Source organism: Bradyrhizobium sp. SZCCT0153, from assembly GCF_018129995.1.
GTDB classification, from domain to species: Bacteria; Pseudomonadota; Alphaproteobacteria; order Rhizobiales; family Xanthobacteraceae; genus Bradyrhizobium; species Bradyrhizobium japonicum_G.
In genome coordinates, this window is the sequence record NZ_JAFCKS010000002.1 from 1171822 (window position 1) to 1189228 (window position 17407).

At 64.7% G+C, this 17407-nt stretch carries 13 protein-coding genes, 1 tRNA gene and 1 pseudogene; 12 read left to right on the forward strand and 3 right to left on the reverse strand.

Annotation, left to right across the window (positions count from 1 at the left end; genetic code table 11):
- Positions 1 to 88: 88 nt before the first annotated feature.
- From JQ572_RS13105 to JQ572_RS13140, 8 genes and pseudogenes are all read left to right on the forward strand, one after another.
- On the forward strand, positions 89 to 1012 hold the full coding sequence (locus JQ572_RS13105) for a dihydrodipicolinate synthase family protein (RefSeq protein ID WP_211383410.1): 924 nt from the start codon (positions 89 to 91) through the stop codon (positions 1010 to 1012).
- Between the two features lie 27 nt (positions 1013 to 1039).
- Positions 1040 to 2479, forward strand: a complete 1440-nt coding sequence (locus JQ572_RS13110) for an FAD-binding oxidoreductase (RefSeq protein ID WP_211383411.1) — start codon at positions 1040 to 1042, stop codon at positions 2477 to 2479.
- 2 nt (positions 2480 to 2481) lie between these two features.
- Entirely contained in the window at positions 2482 to 3588 is a 1107-nt protein-coding gene (locus JQ572_RS13115; protein WP_211383412.1) for a four-carbon acid sugar kinase family protein, read from the forward strand.
- The gene (pdxA, locus tag JQ572_RS13120; RefSeq protein ID WP_211383413.1) at positions 3585 to 4619 is read left to right on the forward strand and encodes a 4-hydroxythreonine-4-phosphate dehydrogenase PdxA; all 1035 of its coding nucleotides are present in this window, start codon (positions 3585 to 3587) and stop codon (positions 4617 to 4619) included. Before JQ572_RS13115 ends, pdxA begins: the two co-directional genes overlap by 4 nt.
- Before the next feature lie 16 nt (positions 4620 to 4635).
- Complete coding sequence (locus tag JQ572_RS13125) at positions 4636 to 5766, forward strand: iron-containing alcohol dehydrogenase (RefSeq protein WP_249128969.1); 1131 nt, start codon at positions 4636 to 4638, stop codon at positions 5764 to 5766.
- 58 nt (positions 5767 to 5824) lie between these two features.
- Entirely contained in the window at positions 5825 to 6796 is a 972-nt protein-coding gene (locus JQ572_RS13130; RefSeq protein WP_249128970.1) for a Bug family tripartite tricarboxylate transporter substrate binding protein, read from the forward strand.
- 155 nt (positions 6797 to 6951) lie between these two features.
- A tRNA-Gln gene (locus tag JQ572_RS13135) sits at positions 6952 to 7025 on the forward strand.
- A 138-nt stretch (positions 7026 to 7163) separates the two neighbouring features.
- Positions 7164 to 7527, forward strand: a pseudogene (locus tag JQ572_RS13140) (DUF1428 domain-containing protein).
- 68 nt (positions 7528 to 7595) lie between these two features.
- On the opposite strand, the gene JQ572_RS13145 reads toward JQ572_RS13140, so the two are convergent.
- From JQ572_RS13145 to JQ572_RS13155, 3 genes are all read right to left on the reverse strand, one after another.
- The gene (locus tag JQ572_RS13145; RefSeq protein WP_211383416.1) at positions 7596 to 8165 is read right to left on the reverse strand and encodes an invasion associated locus B family protein; all 570 of its coding nucleotides are present in this window, start codon (positions 8163 to 8165) and stop codon (positions 7596 to 7598) included.
- Between the two features lie 66 nt (positions 8166 to 8231).
- Positions 8232 to 11378, reverse strand: a complete 3147-nt coding sequence (locus tag JQ572_RS13150; protein WP_211383417.1) for a multidrug efflux RND transporter permease subunit — start codon at positions 11376 to 11378, stop codon at positions 8232 to 8234.
- Positions 11375 to 12547 (reverse strand): efflux RND transporter periplasmic adaptor subunit, encoded by a 1173-nt coding sequence (locus tag JQ572_RS13155; protein WP_211383418.1) that lies wholly within the window; start codon positions 12545 to 12547, stop codon positions 11375 to 11377. The genes JQ572_RS13150 and JQ572_RS13155 overlap by 4 nt, the downstream gene beginning before the upstream one ends.
- A 376-nt stretch (positions 12548 to 12923) precedes the next feature.
- Between JQ572_RS13155 and JQ572_RS13160 the strand changes: the two genes are divergently transcribed.
- The 4 genes from JQ572_RS13160 to exbB all read left to right on the forward strand — a co-directional run bounded on the left by JQ572_RS13160 (position 12924) and on the right by exbB (position 17405).
- On the forward strand, positions 12924 to 13163 hold the full coding sequence (locus JQ572_RS13160; RefSeq protein ID WP_063983861.1) for a hypothetical protein: 240 nt from the start codon (positions 12924 to 12926) through the stop codon (positions 13161 to 13163).
- Between the two features lie 227 nt (positions 13164 to 13390).
- On the forward strand, positions 13391 to 15787 hold the full coding sequence (locus JQ572_RS13165) for a TonB-dependent receptor (protein ID WP_211383560.1): 2397 nt from the start codon (positions 13391 to 13393) through the stop codon (positions 15785 to 15787).
- A 2-nt stretch (positions 15788 to 15789) separates the two neighbouring features.
- Complete coding sequence (locus tag JQ572_RS13170; RefSeq protein WP_211383419.1) at positions 15790 to 16479, forward strand: Fe2+-dependent dioxygenase; 690 nt, start codon at positions 15790 to 15792, stop codon at positions 16477 to 16479.
- Positions 16476 to 17405, forward strand: coding sequence for a tonB-system energizer ExbB (exbB, locus tag JQ572_RS13175; RefSeq protein ID WP_211383420.1), 930 nt, complete (start codon positions 16476 to 16478; stop codon positions 17403 to 17405). Before JQ572_RS13170 ends, exbB begins: the two co-directional genes overlap by 4 nt.
- The last annotated feature ends 2 nt before the right edge of the window (positions 17406 to 17407 follow it).

Below are 17407 nucleotides of genomic sequence, written 5' to 3' on the forward strand. Positions count from 1 at the left end.
ACGTGGCGGCGAGCTGATTTTACGACAGGCCAAGCCAATAACAAATGTTCGCATTCCGAACAACATCGATTTGACGATCGGAGGAAGTTTGTCGACATCATCGCTGCACCCTCATGGCGTCTTCTCCGCCGCGCTGACGCCGCTCGACGCTGAGCTCGCCCCCGATCATGCTCGCTTCGTCGCGCATTGCCGCTATCTGCTGGACGAAGGCTGCGACGGCATCGCGCTGCTCGGCACGACCGGTGAGGCGAACTCCTTTTCGGCCACCGAGCGCACCGCACTGCTCGAGGCGGTGGTCGCCGCCGGCATCGCGCCGCAGCGGCTGCTGCCCGGCACCGGCGTCGCCGCGCTCAGCGAGACCATTGCGCTGACGCGCCACGCGCTCTCGGTCGGCGTCGAGACCGTCGTCATGCTGCCGCCGTTCTACTACAAGGGCGTTACCGACGACGGCATCTTCGCCTCCTACAGCGAAGTCGTGCAGCGCATCGGCGATGCCAGGCTCAAAGTCGTGCTCTATCACATCCCGCAGATGTCGGCGCAGCCGATCTCGCATGCGCTGATCGAGCGGCTGCGCGCGGCTTATCCGTCCACCTTCACCGGCATCAAGGACTCCTCCGGCGACTTCGTCAACATGACCGCGATGGTCGAACGCTTCCCGGGCTTTGCGGTCCTGGTCGGCGCCGATCCGCTGCTGCTGCCGCTGCTGCGCAAGGGCGGCGCGGGCTGCATCACCGCGACCTCCAATCTCGTCGCGCGCGACCTTGCCCATGTCTACGGGCATTTTGGCGATAGCGACGACGACTCGGCGCTCAAGGCGGCGCAGGCGCGCATCGTCAAAGCGCGCGAACTGGTCTCGCGCTTCCCGCAGATGGCCTCGCTGAAGGCGCTGGTGGCCGATCGCACCGGCCACGCCGGTTGGCAGCGCCTGCGGCCGCCGCTGGAGTCCTTGCCGCCTGCCGAGGCGAAGGAGCTGCTCGCGGATGCGGCTGCATTCGCTGCCGTTGCCGTCTAGGCTTGGCACGGGCGACGAGGCGATCCGATGTTCGACCCTTTCCATGATGCGTTGAGCGGGCTCGCTGCGATCGTTGGCGACAAGCACGTCATCGCATCCGGGCCCGACCAGGAGCCCTATGTGGTGGACTGGCGCGGGCGGTATCACGGCCGTGCCGTCGCGGTGGTGAAGCCCGGCTCGACCGCCGAGGTTGCTTCCGTCGTCAAATACTGCGCCGGGAAAGGACTTACGATCGTGCCGCAAGGCGGCAACACCGGGATGTGCGGGGCCGCGACTCCGGACGATCGTGCGGGCAATGTCGTGATCCGGCTCGATCGCATGCGAACCGTGCGCGACGTCAGCCCGCTCGCCAACACGATTACCGTGGAGGCTGGCTGTATTCTCGCCGAGGTGCAGAATGCGGCCCGGGCCGTCGATCGTCACTTCCCCTTGAGCCTGGGTGCCGAGGGCTCCTGCCAGATCGGCGGCAACATCTCGACCAATGCAGGGGGCACGGCCGTGCTGCGCTACGGGCCGACGCGCGATCTTGTGCTCGGGCTGGAGGTCGTGCTGCCCGACGGGCGTGTCTTCGATGGCCTGCGCGCGTTGCGCAAGGACAATACCGGATATGCGCTCAAGCAGCTCTTTATCGGTGCGGAGGGCACGCTCGGCATCGTCACCGCGGCAGTGCTGAAACTGTTCGCGCCGCCGCGCAGCTCGGCTCTGGCGCTCTTGAAATTGCAGGGCGTCGAGCAGGCGCTCGAGATCATGCAACGCCTGCGCGGTGCAGTCGGCGACCGGCTTGGCAGCCTCGAGATCATGTCGCGGTCGCAGATTGAGGCGATCGCGCAGACCGTGCCTGATGTCACGATCCCGTTCGAGCTGACGACGCCGTGGTATCTGATCGTCGAGCTGACCGACACGCTCGCGGGCGTCGACCTCGACGAGCTGCTTGCTGCGGCGCTGGCGGAGGCGATGGATGCAGGGCTTGCCGATGACGTCATTCTCGCGTCCAACCTTGCGCAGGCGAAGGCGATCTGGGCGGTCAGGCACAGCGTGTCCGAGGGCAACAAGCGCAGCGGCTATGTCGTCTCGCACGACAGCGTGGTGCCGCTGGAGCGTCAGGCGGCCTTCGTCACCAAGGTCGATGCGAGGATCAAGGCCGCCGTGCCGCATGCGCGCGTCGTCATGCACGGCCATATCGGCGACGGCAACATCCACGTGATCGCCCTGGTCGACCGCGCATACTGCCAGGATCCCGGCACCACGGCCGCGCTGGTGGCGCAGATCAACGAGATCGTCGACGACGAGACCGCGGCACAGGGTGGGGCGATCAGTGCCGAACATGGCATCGGGATCACCAATCGTGGCCGGCTTGCCCGCGTTGCCGATTCGCTCGATATCGAGCTGATGCGCGGCATCAAGCAACTGCTTGATCCCGACGGCCTGATGAATCCCGGCAAGATTTTTGGCGCGGGAGCGGCATGACGATGACGAGCGTCCGCCTGCTTGCCGACGATCTCACCGGTGCGCTTGACACCGCTGCGGAGTTCGTCGGCCTGTGCGGACCGTTCAACGTCACCTGGCCGGAAGCGTCAGCACCGCTGGATTCCGGGAGTCTCGCGATCGACAGCGGCAGCCGCGAGCGGTCGAAGGCCGAGAGCATCGAGATCGTCGGACGGCTTGCGCCGCTGCTTCAGAGCGGAACGATCGCCTACAAGAAGGTCGACAGCCTGCTTCGTGGCGCGTGGGCGGCCGAGCTTGGCGCCTGCCTGCGTAGCCGCCATTGGACCTCGTGCGTGGTCGCGCCGGCCTTCGACTATCAGGGGCGCCGCACCGTGGGTGGCCAGCAATTTGCGCGTACGGTGCAAGGCGATTGGCATCGTGTCGGCGACAATCTCCTGACCCAAATGCAACGCGAGGGCATCGAAGCGCGGCAGGGCGCGGCCGATACGCTGTCGCAAGGCGGCGTTCAGGTCTTTGATGCCGAGAGCGATATTGACCTCGATCGTGTCGTCGAAATCGGACGGCGCATGCCCGGGCCCGTACTGTGGTGCGGCAGCGGCGGGTTGGCCGGGGCGCTCGCCCGCAGCCATCGCGCCGATTCGCCGGACCATCTGAAGCTGCCGGTGCTGGGGCTGTTCGGCTCAGACCAAGCGACTACCGCAGCGCAGCTTGCGGCATGTGGGGGCGCCACCGTCGCGCTCACTGAAGGTGAGGGCGCAGCGCGGGTCCGGCGCAAGCTGGCCGCCGACCGCGTGGCGCTGGTCGAATTCTCTCTTCCCAATGGCCTGACCCGCGCCGAGGCGGCGCGGCGGATCGCGCGTGAAATGACGGCCCTGATTGCGGCACTTGAACCGCCGGGCACGCTGATCGTTGCCGGTGGAGAGACCTTGAAGGCCGCATGCGTCGCTCTCGGCGCGCAGGCGCTGCAGGTGACAGGACGTATCGTGCCGGGATTGCCGCGCTCGATCCTGCGGGGCGGCCGCTGGGCCGGCGTCGATGTCGTTTCGAAATCCGGCGCATTCGGCACCAGCGAGCTCTGGCGCGATCTGCTCCGGACCAATCATTTGCTCAACATGGAAGGTCCGACATGACCTCTCGCCATCTTGCCATCACCATGGGCGATCCGGCCGGGATAGGGCCGGAGATCATCGTCAAGGCCTGCGTCGCGCTGAAGGACCGGATCGCGACGGGCGATCTGCGTCTGCTGATCATCGGCAGCGGCGCGGCACTCGACGGCGCGAAGGCGTCGCTCGGCGCGGGCGTTGCGATCCCGCAGGTGGCAGCCGACGATCGCGAATGGCCCAATCTCTGTTACCTGCAAGCCGACGCTGAAGGCGATCCGATCAAGCCCGGCGTGCTCAGCGCCGACGGCGGCCGTTTCGCCTACAAGGCGATCGAGCAGGGCGTGCGTCTGACGCAGGCCGGACGGACGTCCGCGATCGTCACGGCACCGCTCAACAAGGAAGCGCTCAACAAGGCCGGCTATCATTTCCCCGGCCATACGGAGATGCTGGCGCATCTGACCGGTGTGCGCGGCTCGGTGATGCTGCTCGCCCATGGCAACATGCGCGTCAGCCACGTCTCGACCCATGTGGCGCTGGAGGATGTGCCGAAGCGTCTGACGCCGGAGCGCTTGCGCATGGTGATCGACCTCACCAACGATGCCTTGCTGCGGCTGAGCATCGCCAAGCCGAAGATCGCCGTCGCCGCGCTGAATCCGCATGCTGGCGAGGGCGGCCTGTTCGGCCGGCAGGATATCGACGTGTCGGCTCCTACGATCGCCAAGGCGGTCGCCGACGGCCTCGATGTCGTCGGCCCCGTGCCGGGCGATACCATCTTCGTCAAGCTGCGCGCCGGCCAGTACGATGCCGCGGTCGCGATGTATCACGACCAGGGGCACATCCCCGTAAAGCTGCTCGGCTTCCAGATCGATCCCGCGACGGGCCGCTGGCAGGAGCTTTCCGGCGTCAACATCACGCTGGGCCTGCCGATCATCCGCACCTCCGTCGATCACGGCACCGCTTTCGACATCGCCGGCAAGGGCATCGCCAACGAGCACAGCCTGATCGAGGCCATCGACTATGCCGAGCGGCTGGCCGCCGGCGCCTCTGCATCCAGATGACGAGATCGAGCGCACGATGACCAACGCCTTCACGCCCATCGAAATCCTTCGCCCCACCGTCCTCGAGTTCGGCTGCGGCACGATCACCGCAGCGGTGCGCTTCGCCGAGCGCATCGGCGCCAAGCGGCCGCTGGTGATCTCCGACCCGTTCAATGCACGCCGCGTCGACACGCTGGCGCTGCCGGGCGCAGTGAAGCTGTTCGGTGAGGTCAAGCCGGAACCCGACCTGCCCAATCTCGAAAAGGCCGTGGCGATGGCGCGCGAGGTCAAACCCGATCTCGTGATCGGCTTCGGCGGCGGCAGCGCGATGGATCTCGCCAAGCTGGTTGCCGTTCTCTGTACATCGGATGTGGCGTTTGCCGACATCGTCGGTCCCGAGAAGGTGGCCGGCCGCAGCGTCGCGCTGATGCAGATCCCGACCACGTCGGGCACCGGCAGCGAGGCCGGCACCCGCGCGCTCGTCACCGATCCCGTCAGCCAGAACAAGCAGGCGGTGCAGAGCCGCTTCATGCTGGCTGATATTGCCATCGTCGATCCGGACCTGACGATGACCGTGCCGAAGGAGGTCACCGCGGCCACCGGTGTCGACGCGCTGGCGCATTGCGTCGAGGCCTATACCAGTCGCAAGGCGCATCCGGTGATCGATCTCTATGCGCTCGAAGGCGCGCGGCTGGTCGGGCAATATCTCGGGCGCGCGGTGGCCGACGGCGGCGACCGCGAGGCGCGCGCCGGTCTGGCGCTGGCCTCGCTCTATGGCGGCTATTGCCTCGGGCCGGTGAACACGACCGCCGGCCACGCGGTGGCCTACCCGCTCGGCACGCGCCATCATGTGGCGCACGGGCTCGCCTGCGCGGTGATCTTCCCGCACACGCTGGCCTTCAACATGCCGGCGGTCGAAGCGAAGACGGCGGCGGTACTGGCGGCACTCGGCCTGCCGGCGCATGACGACGCAAAGCCTGCGTTCGAGGCGACCTATGAGTTCTGCAAGAATCTCGGCATCGAGATGCGGCTGTCCGCGCTCGGCGTTCCCAAGAATGATCTCGGCGTGATGGCCGACGAGGCGCACGCCATTCGGCGTCTGCTCGACAACAATCCGCGCGACCTCGGGCGGGACGCGATCCTGAACATGTACGAGGTCGCGTTCTAGCGGTGGCTGCCGCGCGCGGCAGCCAACCAATAACAGAATGACAACAGAGGAAACTTCGATGAAATCGATCTTGCTTGTTCTTGCCTCAGCGATGCTGCTGGCGACGTCGCCGGCGAAGGCGCAGGACGGCTATCCGTCCAAGCAGGTGACGGTGATCGTACCCTTCGCCGCTGGCGGCACCGCCGACATCTTCGCGCGCATGGTGTCCAATCATCTGCAAATGAAGCTCGGCAAGCCGTTCGTGGTCGAGAATGTCGGCGGCGCAGGCTCGATCCTCGGCGTGACGCGGCTGGCAAAATCTGCCCCCGATGGCATCACGCTCGGGCTTGCCAGCACGTCCGCGCTCGCGATCAACCCCACGCTCTACGGGCCGAAGCTCAGCTACCAGCCGGACAGGGATCTGGTGGCGGTCGCCCAGATCAGCGTCGTGCCCAACGTGCTCGTCGTCAACCCGAACAAGATCAAGGCGCGCACCGTGCCGGAGCTGATCGCCTACCTGAAGGCGAATCCTGACAAGGTCTCGTTCGGCTCGGCCGGCGTCGGCACCTCGCAGCATCTCGCCGGCGAGCTGTTTCAGCAGATGACCGGCACCAGGATGGTGCACGTGCCCTACAAGGGCTCGAGCCAGATGCTGACGGATCTTCTCAGTGGCCAGATTGATCTCGCCTTCGACAACGTGCCGCTGCTGCTGCCGCAGGTGAAGACCGGCCAGCTCGCGATGCTCGCGACCGCAACGCCCAAGCGCGCCGCCTTCGATCCCGAGGTTCCCGCCGTCGCCGAATTCCTGCCCGGCTTCGAGGCCGTGGCCTGGCACGGCTTCTTCGTTCCCGCGGCGACGCCGAAGCCGATCGTCGAAAAGCTCTCGGCCGAGATCCGCGCCTACATGCAGCAGCCGGAAACGGTGCAGAAGATGGCCGAGCTCGGCGCCGTCGCGGTCGCGGTCGATTCCGAACCGTTCAAGGCCTACATCGCTTCCGAGACCGAGCGCTGGAAGAAGGTGATCGAGGCCGCCAACATCAAGATCGACTAGGCGCGAGGAGTCGGCTGACCATCCACCGCAGCGCTTGCCAGCCCAGAGCCGAGCGGGTAGAACGCTGCCACGCCTGAGCCGTGATTTGCGCCAAACGCGCTTCCGGCCACAGCCGGGCAGATCAATAAGTAATTGAATTTGTTCGGCTATTCCGTTGGGGAATGGTGTAACGGTAGCACAACAGACTCTGACTCTGTTTGTCTTGGTTCGAATCCAGGTTCCCCAGCCAATTCTGGCACTTTTCTCGAGACCTGCATCCGATCCCGCCGCCGCGCGTGGCGGTTTGCCTCATCTGAAATGGCGTCGCCGGGGTCGGATCGCCGCGCGCTCCATCGTCCTTGGGACACACAACCCAAGGAGATCCGTGATGCCCTATGTCGATGGTTTCGTGCTGGCCGTGCCGAAGGACAAGATCGAGGCCTACTAAGGCGCTCGCGCAACCGGCCTGCGCGATCTGGATGGAGCACGGCGCGCTCGATTACGTCGAATGCATCGGCGACGACGTTCCCTATGGCGAACTGACCTCGTTTCCGCGGGCCGTGATGGCGAAGGAGGATGAGGTCGTGGTGTTCTCCTGGATCGTCTATCGCGACCGCGAGACTCGCGACGCCGTCAACAAGAAGGTGATGGCGGACCCACGGCTGAAATTGGACGGCATGCCGTTCGACGGCAAGCGCATGATCTATGGCGGCTTCACGACGCTGCTGCGGGCACGCGAGATGGCGGGGTGAGTGCACGCCGAGACGCGATCCGGAACGGCGGCAGCCGCCGGATCGCACTTCGGATTGCTAGCGGGTCCTTACTTGATCTTGTCGTAGGCGGCCGCAAAATCGTTCAGCGGCATCGGGATCGCGATCGTCTCCTTCGCCATGTTCTGGAAGGAGACCTTCAACTGCTTGCCGGACCTCAAAGCGCCCAGCAGGTCCGCCGCGATCGGCGTCGAGGCGTAGCAGCCGCGGTTCTCGCAGGTCTGGATCTGGAGATCGACCGTCTTGCCTTCGTCGACCTGGAGCTTGGCGCCGATGGGAAGGTTGAGGCCGAGCGGCAATTGCAGCAGCGCCACCGGCGTGCGGGTGTCGGGCGCGATGCGGATGTTGATCAGGACGATGGTCTGGCCGGTCTTGGTCAACACCGCGTTCTGCTCCATCGCGCATTCGAGCGGCGCGTCGCGGCTGATGCTGGTGCAGCGCACGACCCAGCCGGGCTGCTGCGCCGGAGCGCCGTCAGCCTGTGCTTGCGTCGGAGCCGGCGCAGGCTGGGCCGCCGGGGCGGGAGCTGCGTTCTTCTTGGCGCCCTGCTGGGCGTACGCGGCGCCCGTCGACAACAGGAGGGCTGCGGCAAGGGCGGCAAGTCTGGATTGCATGAGCATGGCGAAACCGCGTTGGCGTGAACCTTGGCCATCGCTGTAGCGTCGCCGGAAGCGCCGTGCAAGCCGCTACTCGGCAGCTTCCTTAACGGTGCCGTGCTCGACCGCCGCGTCGCCTTCGCCGTCACCTGAGCGGCCCCAGCCCGAGAACCAGTTGTTGAGTTCGTCGAGATAGAGATAGACGACCGGCGTGGTGAACAGCGTCAGCGCCTGGCTGACGATCAGGCCGCCGACCATGGCGTAGCCGAGCGGCTGGCGGATCTCGGCGCCGGTGCCGTGGCCGAGCATTAGCGGCACGCCGCCGAGCAGGGCGGCCATCGTCGTCATCATGATCGGACGGAAGCGCAACACCGCGGCCTGGCGGATCGATTCCGCCGGCGTCTTGTGCTCGTCGCGCTCCGCGGCGATGGCGAAGTCCACCATCATGATGCCGTTCTTCTTCACGATGCCGATCAAGAGGATGATGCCGATCAGCGCGATCAGGCTGAAGTCGAAGCCGGCCGCCATCAGGATCAGCAATGCGCCGACGCCGGCCGAGGGCAGGGTCGACAGAATCGTGATCGGGTGGATGTAGCTCTCGTAGAGGATGCCGAGGATCAGGTAGACCACGACCAGTGCAGCGAGGATCAGCAGCGGCACGGTGCCGAGTGACTGCTGGAACGCCTGTGCGGTACCCTGGAAGCTTGAATTGAGCGTGGGCGGCGCGCCGAGGTCGGCCATCGCCTTCTGCACCGCCTGGGTAGCCTGGCCGAGCGCCATGCCCTGCGCCAGGTTGAAGCTGATCGTGGTTGCTGGAAATTGACCCTGATGGCTGATCGAGAGCGGGCGAACCGGATCGGTGGTCCAGGTCGCGAACGTCGACAGCGGCACCTGATCACCCGTCAACGGCGACTTCAGATAGAGCTTGTTCAGGCTTTCCAGGCTGCCCTGCATTTCCGGCAGGATTTCCAGGATCACCTTGTAGGTGTTGAGCTGGGTGAAATACTGCGTGACCTGACGCTGGCCGAATGCATCATAGAGCGTATCGTCGATCAGCTGGGGCTGGATGCCGTAGCGGGACGCAGTATCGCGGTTGATCTTGAGCTGGACGGTGGTGCCCTGGGTCTGCTGATCGGTCGCGACGTCGCGCAATTCCGGCAGCGTCTGCATCTTCGCAAGGATCTTGGGCGCCCATTCGTTGAGCTCGGCGAGGTTCGCATCCTGCAGCGTGAACTCGAATTGCGTCCGCGTCGGCCGGCCGCCGAGCCGGACGTCCTGCGCGGCCTGCATGTACAGGCGGACGCCCGGCACTTTCTCGAGCTGGGGACGCAGGCGCGCGATGATCTGCTGGGCCGTGGCATCACGCTCGCTGCGCGGCTTCAAGGTGATGAACAGGTTGCCGTTGTTGCCGGCCCTGCCGCTGCCGCCGATCGCCATGGCGATGGTGGCAACGCCCGGATCCGCCTGGACGATTTTGGCAACCGCTTCCTGCCGCTCCTTCATCGCCGCGAAGGAAATGTCCTGCGACGCTTCCGACGTCGCGGTGATCAGGCCGTTGTCCTGCTGCGGGAAGAAGCCCTTGGGGATCAGGACGAAGAGATAGACCGACAGGGCGAGGGTCGCGAAGAAGATGAAGAGCGTCGTCCGCCGCCAGCTCAGCGCGATGTCCAGAACATGTTCGTAGCCGCGCAGCATCGCGTCGAAGGCGTTCTCGCTCCACTGATAGAAGCGGCCGTGCTTGACCTCGCCATGAGCGCGCAGGAAGCGCGACGCCATCATCGGGGTGAGCGTCAGCGAGACGATCATCGACACGAAGATGGTCATCGCCAGCACGACGGCGAACTCCCGGAACAGGCGCCCGATGATGCCGCCCATCAGGAGCAGCGGGATCAGCACGGCGACCAGCGAGATGCTGATCGAGACGATGGTGAAGCCGATCTCTTTCGCGCCCCTGTAGGCGGCGGCCATCGGCGATTCGCCCTCTTCGACGTAGCGCGAGATGTTTTCGAGCATGACGATGGCGTCGTCGACCACGAAGCCGACCGCGATCGTCAGCGCCATCAGGGAGAGATTGTCCAGCGTATAGCCGAACACCCACATCAGCGAGCAGGCGCCCAGAAGAGCCAGAGGCACGGTAATGGCGGGGATGACGGTCGCCCAGAAGCTGCGCAGGAAGATGAAGATGACCATGACCACGAGGAAGATGGTCAGCAGCAGCGTGAACTGGACGTCCTCGACCGCGGCGCGGATGGTCTGGGTGCGGTCGCTGATCACCTCGATCTTGATCGAGGGCGGGATTGCCGCCACCAGGCGAGGCAGGGCCGCCTTGATCTTGTCGACGGTCTCGATGACGTTGGCGCCGGGCTGCTTGAATACGACGAGGAACACGCCGCGCTTGCCATTGGCCCAGGCGGCCTGCTTGGCGTCCTCGGGCCCGGTCACGGCCTGACCGATGTCGCGGATACGCAGCGGGCCGCCGTTGCGGTACGCGATGATGACGTCGTTCCAGTCCTTGGATTGCGTCAGTTGATCGTTGGCGTAGATCGTGTAGGCGCGCTTCGCGCCGTCGATGTTGCCCTTCGGGCTGTCGACCGTGGTGATCGCGATCTGGCTGCGCACGTCCTCCAGCGACAGCCCTTTGGCGACGAGCTTGGCCGGATCGATCTGGATGCGGATGGCCGGCTTTTGCTGGCCGCCGATGATGACCTGCGCGACGCCGGAGATCTGGCTGATCTGTTGCGCCAGCTGCGCATCGACGGAGTCGCTGACGGTGGTCAGCGGCAGCATGTCCGAGGTGGCCGACAGAATGAGGATCGGCGAATCCGCGGGGTTCACCTTGCGATAGGTCGGAGGCGAGGGCAGATTCTTCGGCAATTGACCCGACGCCGCATTGATCGCGGCCTGCACGTCGTTGGCGGCACCGTCGATGCTGCGATTGAGATCGAACTGAATGGTGACCGACGCCGTTCCCAGATAACTCGTCGACGTCATCTGGGCGATGCCGGGAATCTGCGCGAACTGGCGCTCCAGCGGCTGCGCCACCGAGGAGGCCATGGTCTCGGGGCTGCCGCCCGGCAGGTTCGCGGTGATCTGGATGGTCGGGAAGTCGACCTGCGGCAGCGGCGCGACTGGCAGCAGGGGGTAGGCGACGAGACCGACGAATAGAATGCCGGCCATCAGCAGCGAGGTGCCGATGGGATAACGGATGAAAGGTGCCGAAATCCCGCCGCCTGTCATTCCTGTCGAACCTTGTTCTGACCCGGATCCGAGCTTGCGACCGCCGAGGTGACGAGGCTTCCGGGCTGTACCTTGAACTGCCCGCCGGTGATGACTTGCTGCCCTGGGCTGAGTCCTTCCTCAACCACCGAACGACCGTCGATGGCATAGCTGACCTTGACCTTGTGCAGTTCGGCCTTGTTGTCCTGATTCACAGTGTAGGCGTAGAGGCCGTTGGTCGAATGCTGGACAGCGTCGTCGGGAACCACGGTGGCATCCCTCAACGTCCGGACCAGAAGACGCGTCGAAACCGACTGACCGGGCCACAGCGCGTGGTCCTTGTTGTCGAACACCGCCTTGAGCCGGATAGTCCCGCTCGTGGTGTCGACCTGGTTGTTGATGACCGCGAGCTTGCCCTCGGCCAGCGTCTTCTTGCCGTCGGTGGTGAACGCGATCACCTTCAGCGCGCCGGCCTTCTGGCCTTCGCTGATGTAGGGCAGTTGATCCTCCGGCGCGGTGAAGATCACCGAGATCGGCTCGACCTGCGAGATCGTGACGATGCCGGTCTGCGTCGAGGAGTTGACGATGTTGCCGACGTCGACCAGGCGCAAGCCGGCGACGCCGGTGATCGGCGCCTTGATCTGGGTGTAATCGAGCTGGGTCTGCGCGTTGGAGATGGCGGCATCGTCGGCGGCGATCTGCGCGGTGAGCTGGGCGACCGTCGAGCGCTGGGTGTCGACCCGCTGCGCGGTGGCGAACTCGCCGAGCTTCATGGCGCGCTGGAGTTCGAGATTGGCGTTGGCCAGGTTTGCCTCGTCCTGCGCCTTCTTGGCCTTGGCCTGGTCGAGCGTGGCTTGATAGGGGCGGGGATCGATCGAGGCGAGAAGCTCGCCCTCCTTGGCGATCTGGCCTTCGGTGAAGGCGATCTTGTCGATCTGGCCATCCACCCGGGTGCGGACCTGCACCGTGTTGAAGCCCTGAACCGTGCCGAGACCGGTCAGGTAGACCGGAAAGTCGATCTTCTGGACCGGCGCAACGCTCACCGGCACGGCGGACGGGCGCGGCGGGCCCTTCTGTGCGGTCTGGGTTTTCCCGGCCTCCGGCGAGCCGAATTTCCGCCAACCATAGTAACCCGCGGAGGCCACGGCCGCGATGATCAGAATCCAGAGGATCGGCCGGGACTTTTTCATATCGTCTCGTGTCGGCTCGTATGCCCTGAGCTACGAATTATGGGGCAATCATAGGGTTCCAGCGGGCTTGTATAATACACGCCAAGTTCCAGTGTAAACAGCACTATCGGTTGAGAATCCTAAACAATTGGAAAGCTTTGCACTGTCTAGGCAGCTCCGTGACACGACGGTGTGCAGTGCTGCATTTTCCCGCCACGAACGACCGGCGTGCAAAGCTTGTGCAATGCCCGGAAGCGGTGTGCACGGGACAGGCCGGCGCCGCGCGGGAGCCGCGATGGGGCGGTTCGCAAGAACGGTTCTAAATCGTGCGGAGGCCGTTTCGGTTGTCAGGAAATCCGGCATCGGCCATATCGGCGCGCTACAACGGGAGCGCGGCATGGACGAACTGAACGGCAAGCTGATCGCGTGTCAGATTCTGATCACGGGACTGATCGCGCGCGTCGCCAACGAGCAGCGTGATCCGTTGCGCTTCCTCACCGACTTCCGCGACGAGATCAAAGCCGTGGTTGGCGGCGTCAACATCGCCGGCATGGACAACAGCGATCGCGTGCGCGCCGTCGCGCAGAAAACCGTCGATGAATTGTTCTCGCTGATGAAGCCACCGAGCAGCGACTGACGATTCGAACGCGATAGTGATCTCGCGGCATTTTTCGCGGTCTCTTTAGAACGAATCCAATCCTGCCTTAGAACGATTTCAAACTGCAGTTTAGAATCGTTTTGATCTGGACTTATTCAAGGGGTTCTCGCGGCTTGCTCGCATTGACCCGCTATTTTGCGGCCGATACCAACACTCCAATCGTTCATCGAATTGAATGGACGAACAGGAATATGGGGCGTGTGGTAATGGGGCAGGTGGTCGCACCGAAGTCGTTGCGTTCGGTCGCAGCATTCGATGAAAAGTTCACGAGCGTTTCCGGCAAGAAGGTCTCCGCTGTTGCGGGTCTGATCGCGGCAGCATCGGTGTCGAGCGGCGCGGAAGCGCAGCAGTCGAACCTGCCGCCGGTCACGGTCGATGCGCCGGTTCAGCGTCCGCGCCCGACGGCCTCGAAGCCGACGCCGGATCAGGTCCGCGCACGCAATGCGCTTCGTCGCGCCGCGCAGCGTCAGCAGGCGGCGCAGCAGGCCGCTCCCACCGTCCCCGCCGGCGACGTCGACCGCAATCCGTATTCCGATCCGGCGGCGCCCTACAAGGTCGACCATGTCCAGGCCTCCGGCAAGTTTCCCGAGCCGATGCTGAACACGCCGAAGACCATCACCGTGCTCAGCAAGGAAGTGCTCGAGGACAAGAACGCCACGACGCTGAAGGAGATCGGGCGCTCGACCGCCGGCGTGACGCTGGGATCGGGGGAAGGCGGCAACGCGTTCGGCGACCGTTTCTTCATCCGCGGCTTCGATGCGCGCAACGACGTCTTCATCGACGGCATCCGCGATCCCGCGGTCTCGATCCGCGAAAACTTCTTCACCGAGCAGATCGAGATTCTGCGTGGCCCGGCCTCGTCCTACGCCGGCCGCGGCACCGCCGGCGGCGCCATCAACATCGTCACCAAGCAGGCCGGCGACGTCAACTTCAAGCGGATGGACACCGAGTTCGGCACCGACCGGACCAAGCGCGTCACGCTCGACGTCAACCAGGTCATCGACCCGACTTTTTCGGTGCGTGTTGGCGGCCTGTTCCAGGACGCCAACGTCGCCGGCCGCAACTACGTGACCGATGATCGCTGGGGCTCGTTCATCTCGACCAAGTACACCCCGACCAACGACATCAAGATCACGACGAACTACGTCCACACAGACCTCAGCGGCCTGCCGGATTTCGGCGTGCCCTATTACAAGCAGGGCAATGTCCCGGTGACGTCGGCCGGCATTCCGCGCGGCACCTGGTACGGCTTCCTCAACCGCGACTTCCAGACCGCGCGGCAGGATTTCGGTACCGGGACGATCGAATACAAGGTCAACGAGGCCATTACACTCAGCAGCAAGGTGCGCGGCGAGCACTCGCTGCTGAATTATATCGGCACGCTGCCGCAGAACCCGAACACGACCAGCCCCAATCCGCTGCTCTGGACCACGACAGCGAGCGCACAGAGCCGCTACCAGAACGTGGACGTGTGGGCCAACCAGAACGAGGCCACGTTCAAGCTCGACACCGGCGGGGTCAAGCACACCGCGGTGTTCGGCGTGGAATATACGAACGAGAACATCTCGATCGATCGGTACACCGGCCTTTCGTCCGAACTGTTCGGCGGCGGCTCGACCAGCAACGGGGCGGTCACGGGGGTCAATCTCTACTCGCCGCAGTACACCAACATTCCCTTCAGCAACACGCCGTCGCTGGTTGGAAATCCGACGCGCTACGGCGTCAACACTAGCAGCGTCTACGTCATGGACACCGCGAACTGGCAGGACACCATCATCGTCAATGGCGGCGTGCGCTACGACGGCTACAGCCAGAGTTCGTCGACAAACTCGGCCTACCTCAAGCAAAGCAGCGATCTCGTCAATTACAACGTCGGTCTGGTCTACAAGCCGATGTCGATCGGCAGCCTCTATGCAGCCTACGCGACCTCGGCCAATCCGTTCGGCTCGGAGCTCGACGCGACCGGCACCGACTACGGCGGTGTTCCCGCCAACTCGACCATCTTGCTCGGGCCCGAACGCAACAAGGCTGCCGAAATCGGCACCAAATGGGAGCTGGCGGACCGCCACCTGCTTGTCAGCGCCGCGCTGTTCCAGACCACGAAGGACAATGCGCGCGAGACCGTCAGCGGCCTGCTGACCTCGGGCGCTGCCTACAGGATCCAAGGCATCGACATCGAGGCCGAGGGCAAGATCACCGACCGCTGGAGCATCTTCGGCGGCCTGGTGCTGATGCAATCGAAGGTCACGCAGAGCGGCGTTGCCTCAAATCTCGGCCTGCAGCTTGCCAACGTGGCCCATCAGTCGTTCAGCATGCTGACCAAATACAAGTTCGACGACGGCTGGGAGCTGGGCGGGCAGGCGGTCTATCGCTCGAAGGTCTATGGCGGCACGTTCGCGGCCAATACCGGCAACGAGCTGCCGAGCTACTGGCGCTTCGATGCGTTCGTCGAGAAGAAGATCGACAAGAACTGGACCATGAAGTTCTACGCCCAGAACCTCACCAACAAGCTCTACTACGACACGCTCTATCGCAGCGCGGTGCCGTTCGTCGCGGTCGCGCCGGGACGGGCGTTCTACCTCATCACGACGGCGAAGTTCTGATCATGTTGACGTGCCTGTCTGGCGTTCTCAGCAAGGATGATGTGGCGGATTTCCGCCGCATCATGGACGCCAGCGAATGGGAGGACGGACGCTCCACCGCCGGCTCGCAGTCGGCGATGGTCAAGCGCAACCAGCAATTGCCGCCGGACAGCGAGGTCGCGCGCAAGCTCGGCAACCGCGTCATCACGGCGCTGACATCGAATCCACGTTTCGTCGCGGCGGCTGTACCGCTGCAGATCTTCCCGCCGCTGTTCAACCGCTATGCGGCCAGCAGCGGCCACCATTTCGGCCTGCACGTCGACAATGCGATCCGCGGCGACCGCCTGACCGGCCTTCGCATCCGCACAGACCTGTCGGTCACGCTGTTCCTGGCCGAGCCGGAAGAGTATGACGGTGGCGAACTTGTGATCGAGGACACCTACGGATCCCACGAAGTCAAGTTGCAAGCCGGGGACTGCGTGCTCTATCCCTCGACCAGTCTGCATCTGGTCACCCCGGTGACGAGGGGAACGCGGGTCGCGTCTTTCTTCTGGCTTCAGAGCATGATACGGGACGATCAAGCCCGGAGCATGATCTTTGACCTCGACACCGCGATTCAGGCGCTGGTGGAACGGCTCGGGCGTGACGATCCCGAAACGGTCAAATTGACGGGTATCTATCACAACCTCATTCGCTACTGGGCCGAAGTATGAAGATCATGTCCTTCCAAGCAAGCCTTGCCGCAGCTCTGATGCTGGCGGCCGCCTGGCTCGCATCCCCCGTTTCTGCCCAGACACAAACAGCGCCCGCGGCACCCGTCCAATCGACGGCTCAGCCGTCTGCGGTCAGCCCGGCCCCGGTTGCCGCTCCAGCCGCGGCGCCTGCGGTTTCCTCGGTCACCGCACCGGCGGCGGCAAAGTCCGATACGGCGGCCGGCGTTGCGCCGGCCATGAAGGAATTGTCGCCCTGGGTGATGTTCCAGTCGGCGGACGTCATCGTGAAGGCGGTGATGATCGGGCTCGCCTTTGCATCGCTGATGACCTGGACGGTGCTGATAGCCAAGTCGATCGAGCTGTCGGTCGCCTCGACCAGGCTTCGTTCGGCGCTGAAGAAGATCGCGGAAGCGCGCTCGCTCGCGGAAGCGCAGATGGCGCTCGGCGCCAAGGAGGGCATCCTGCCGTCCTTTCTGGCGGCGGCGCTGCGCGAGGCGCGGATGTCGGCCGGCCTGTCCAGCGATGCCGGCATCAAGGAGCGCGCCGCTTCGAGCTTTTCCGAGATCGTGCGCGCGGAGGCGCGGCGCATCCGCGTCGGCATGGGCGTGCTCGCGACCATCGGCTCGACCTCGCCCTTCGTCGGCCTGTTCGGCACGGTGTGGGGCATCATGAACAGCTTCATCGGCATCTCGAAGTCGCAGACCACGAACCTCGCCGTCGTCGCGCCCGGTATCGCCGAGGCGCTGCTCGCCACCGCGATCGGTCTGGTCGCCGCCATTCCCGCCGTCATCATCTACAACCACTTCTCGCGGGTGACGAAGAGCTATCTCGAGCTCGTCAGCCGTGCCTCGGGTGCGGCGGGGCGGCTACTCTCGCGCGATCTCGACCGCAGCCACGGCAGCGTGCATTCGCGCGCGGCGGAGTGAAC

Excerpts from the sequence above, each read along its gene's own strand:
- JQ572_RS13110 (WP_211383411.1), top strand. The coding sequence starts at position 1,040 with ATGTTCGACCCTTTCCATGATGCGTTGAGCGGGCTCGCTGCGATCGTT.
- JQ572_RS13115 (WP_211383412.1), top strand. The coding sequence starts at position 2,482 with ATGACGAGCGTCCGCCTGCTTGCCGACGATCTCACCGGTGCGCTTGAC.
- pdxA (WP_211383413.1), top strand. The coding sequence starts at position 3,585 with ATGACCTCTCGCCATCTTGCCATCACCATGGGCGATCCGGCCGGGATA.
- JQ572_RS13125 (WP_249128969.1), top strand. The coding sequence starts at position 4,636 with ATGACCAACGCCTTCACGCCCATCGAAATCCTTCGCCCCACCGTCCTC.
- JQ572_RS13130 (WP_249128970.1), top strand. The coding sequence starts at position 5,825 with ATGAAATCGATCTTGCTTGTTCTTGCCTCAGCGATGCTGCTGGCGACG.
- JQ572_RS13145 (WP_211383416.1), bottom strand. The coding sequence starts at position 8,165 with ATGCTCATGCAATCCAGACTTGCCGCCCTTGCCGCAGCCCTCCTGTTG.
- JQ572_RS13150 (WP_211383417.1), bottom strand. The coding sequence starts at position 11,378 with ATGACAGGCGGCGGGATTTCGGCACCTTTCATCCGTTATCCCATCGGC.
- JQ572_RS13155 (WP_211383418.1), bottom strand. The coding sequence starts at position 12,547 with ATGAAAAAGTCCCGGCCGATCCTCTGGATTCTGATCATCGCGGCCGTG.
- JQ572_RS13160 (WP_063983861.1), top strand. The coding sequence starts at position 12,924 with ATGGACGAACTGAACGGCAAGCTGATCGCGTGTCAGATTCTGATCACG.
- JQ572_RS13165 (WP_211383560.1), top strand. The coding sequence starts at position 13,391 with ATGGGGCAGGTGGTCGCACCGAAGTCGTTGCGTTCGGTCGCAGCATTC.
- JQ572_RS13170 (WP_211383419.1), top strand. The coding sequence starts at position 15,790 with ATGTTGACGTGCCTGTCTGGCGTTCTCAGCAAGGATGATGTGGCGGAT.
- exbB (WP_211383420.1), top strand. The coding sequence starts at position 16,476 with ATGAAGATCATGTCCTTCCAAGCAAGCCTTGCCGCAGCTCTGATGCTG.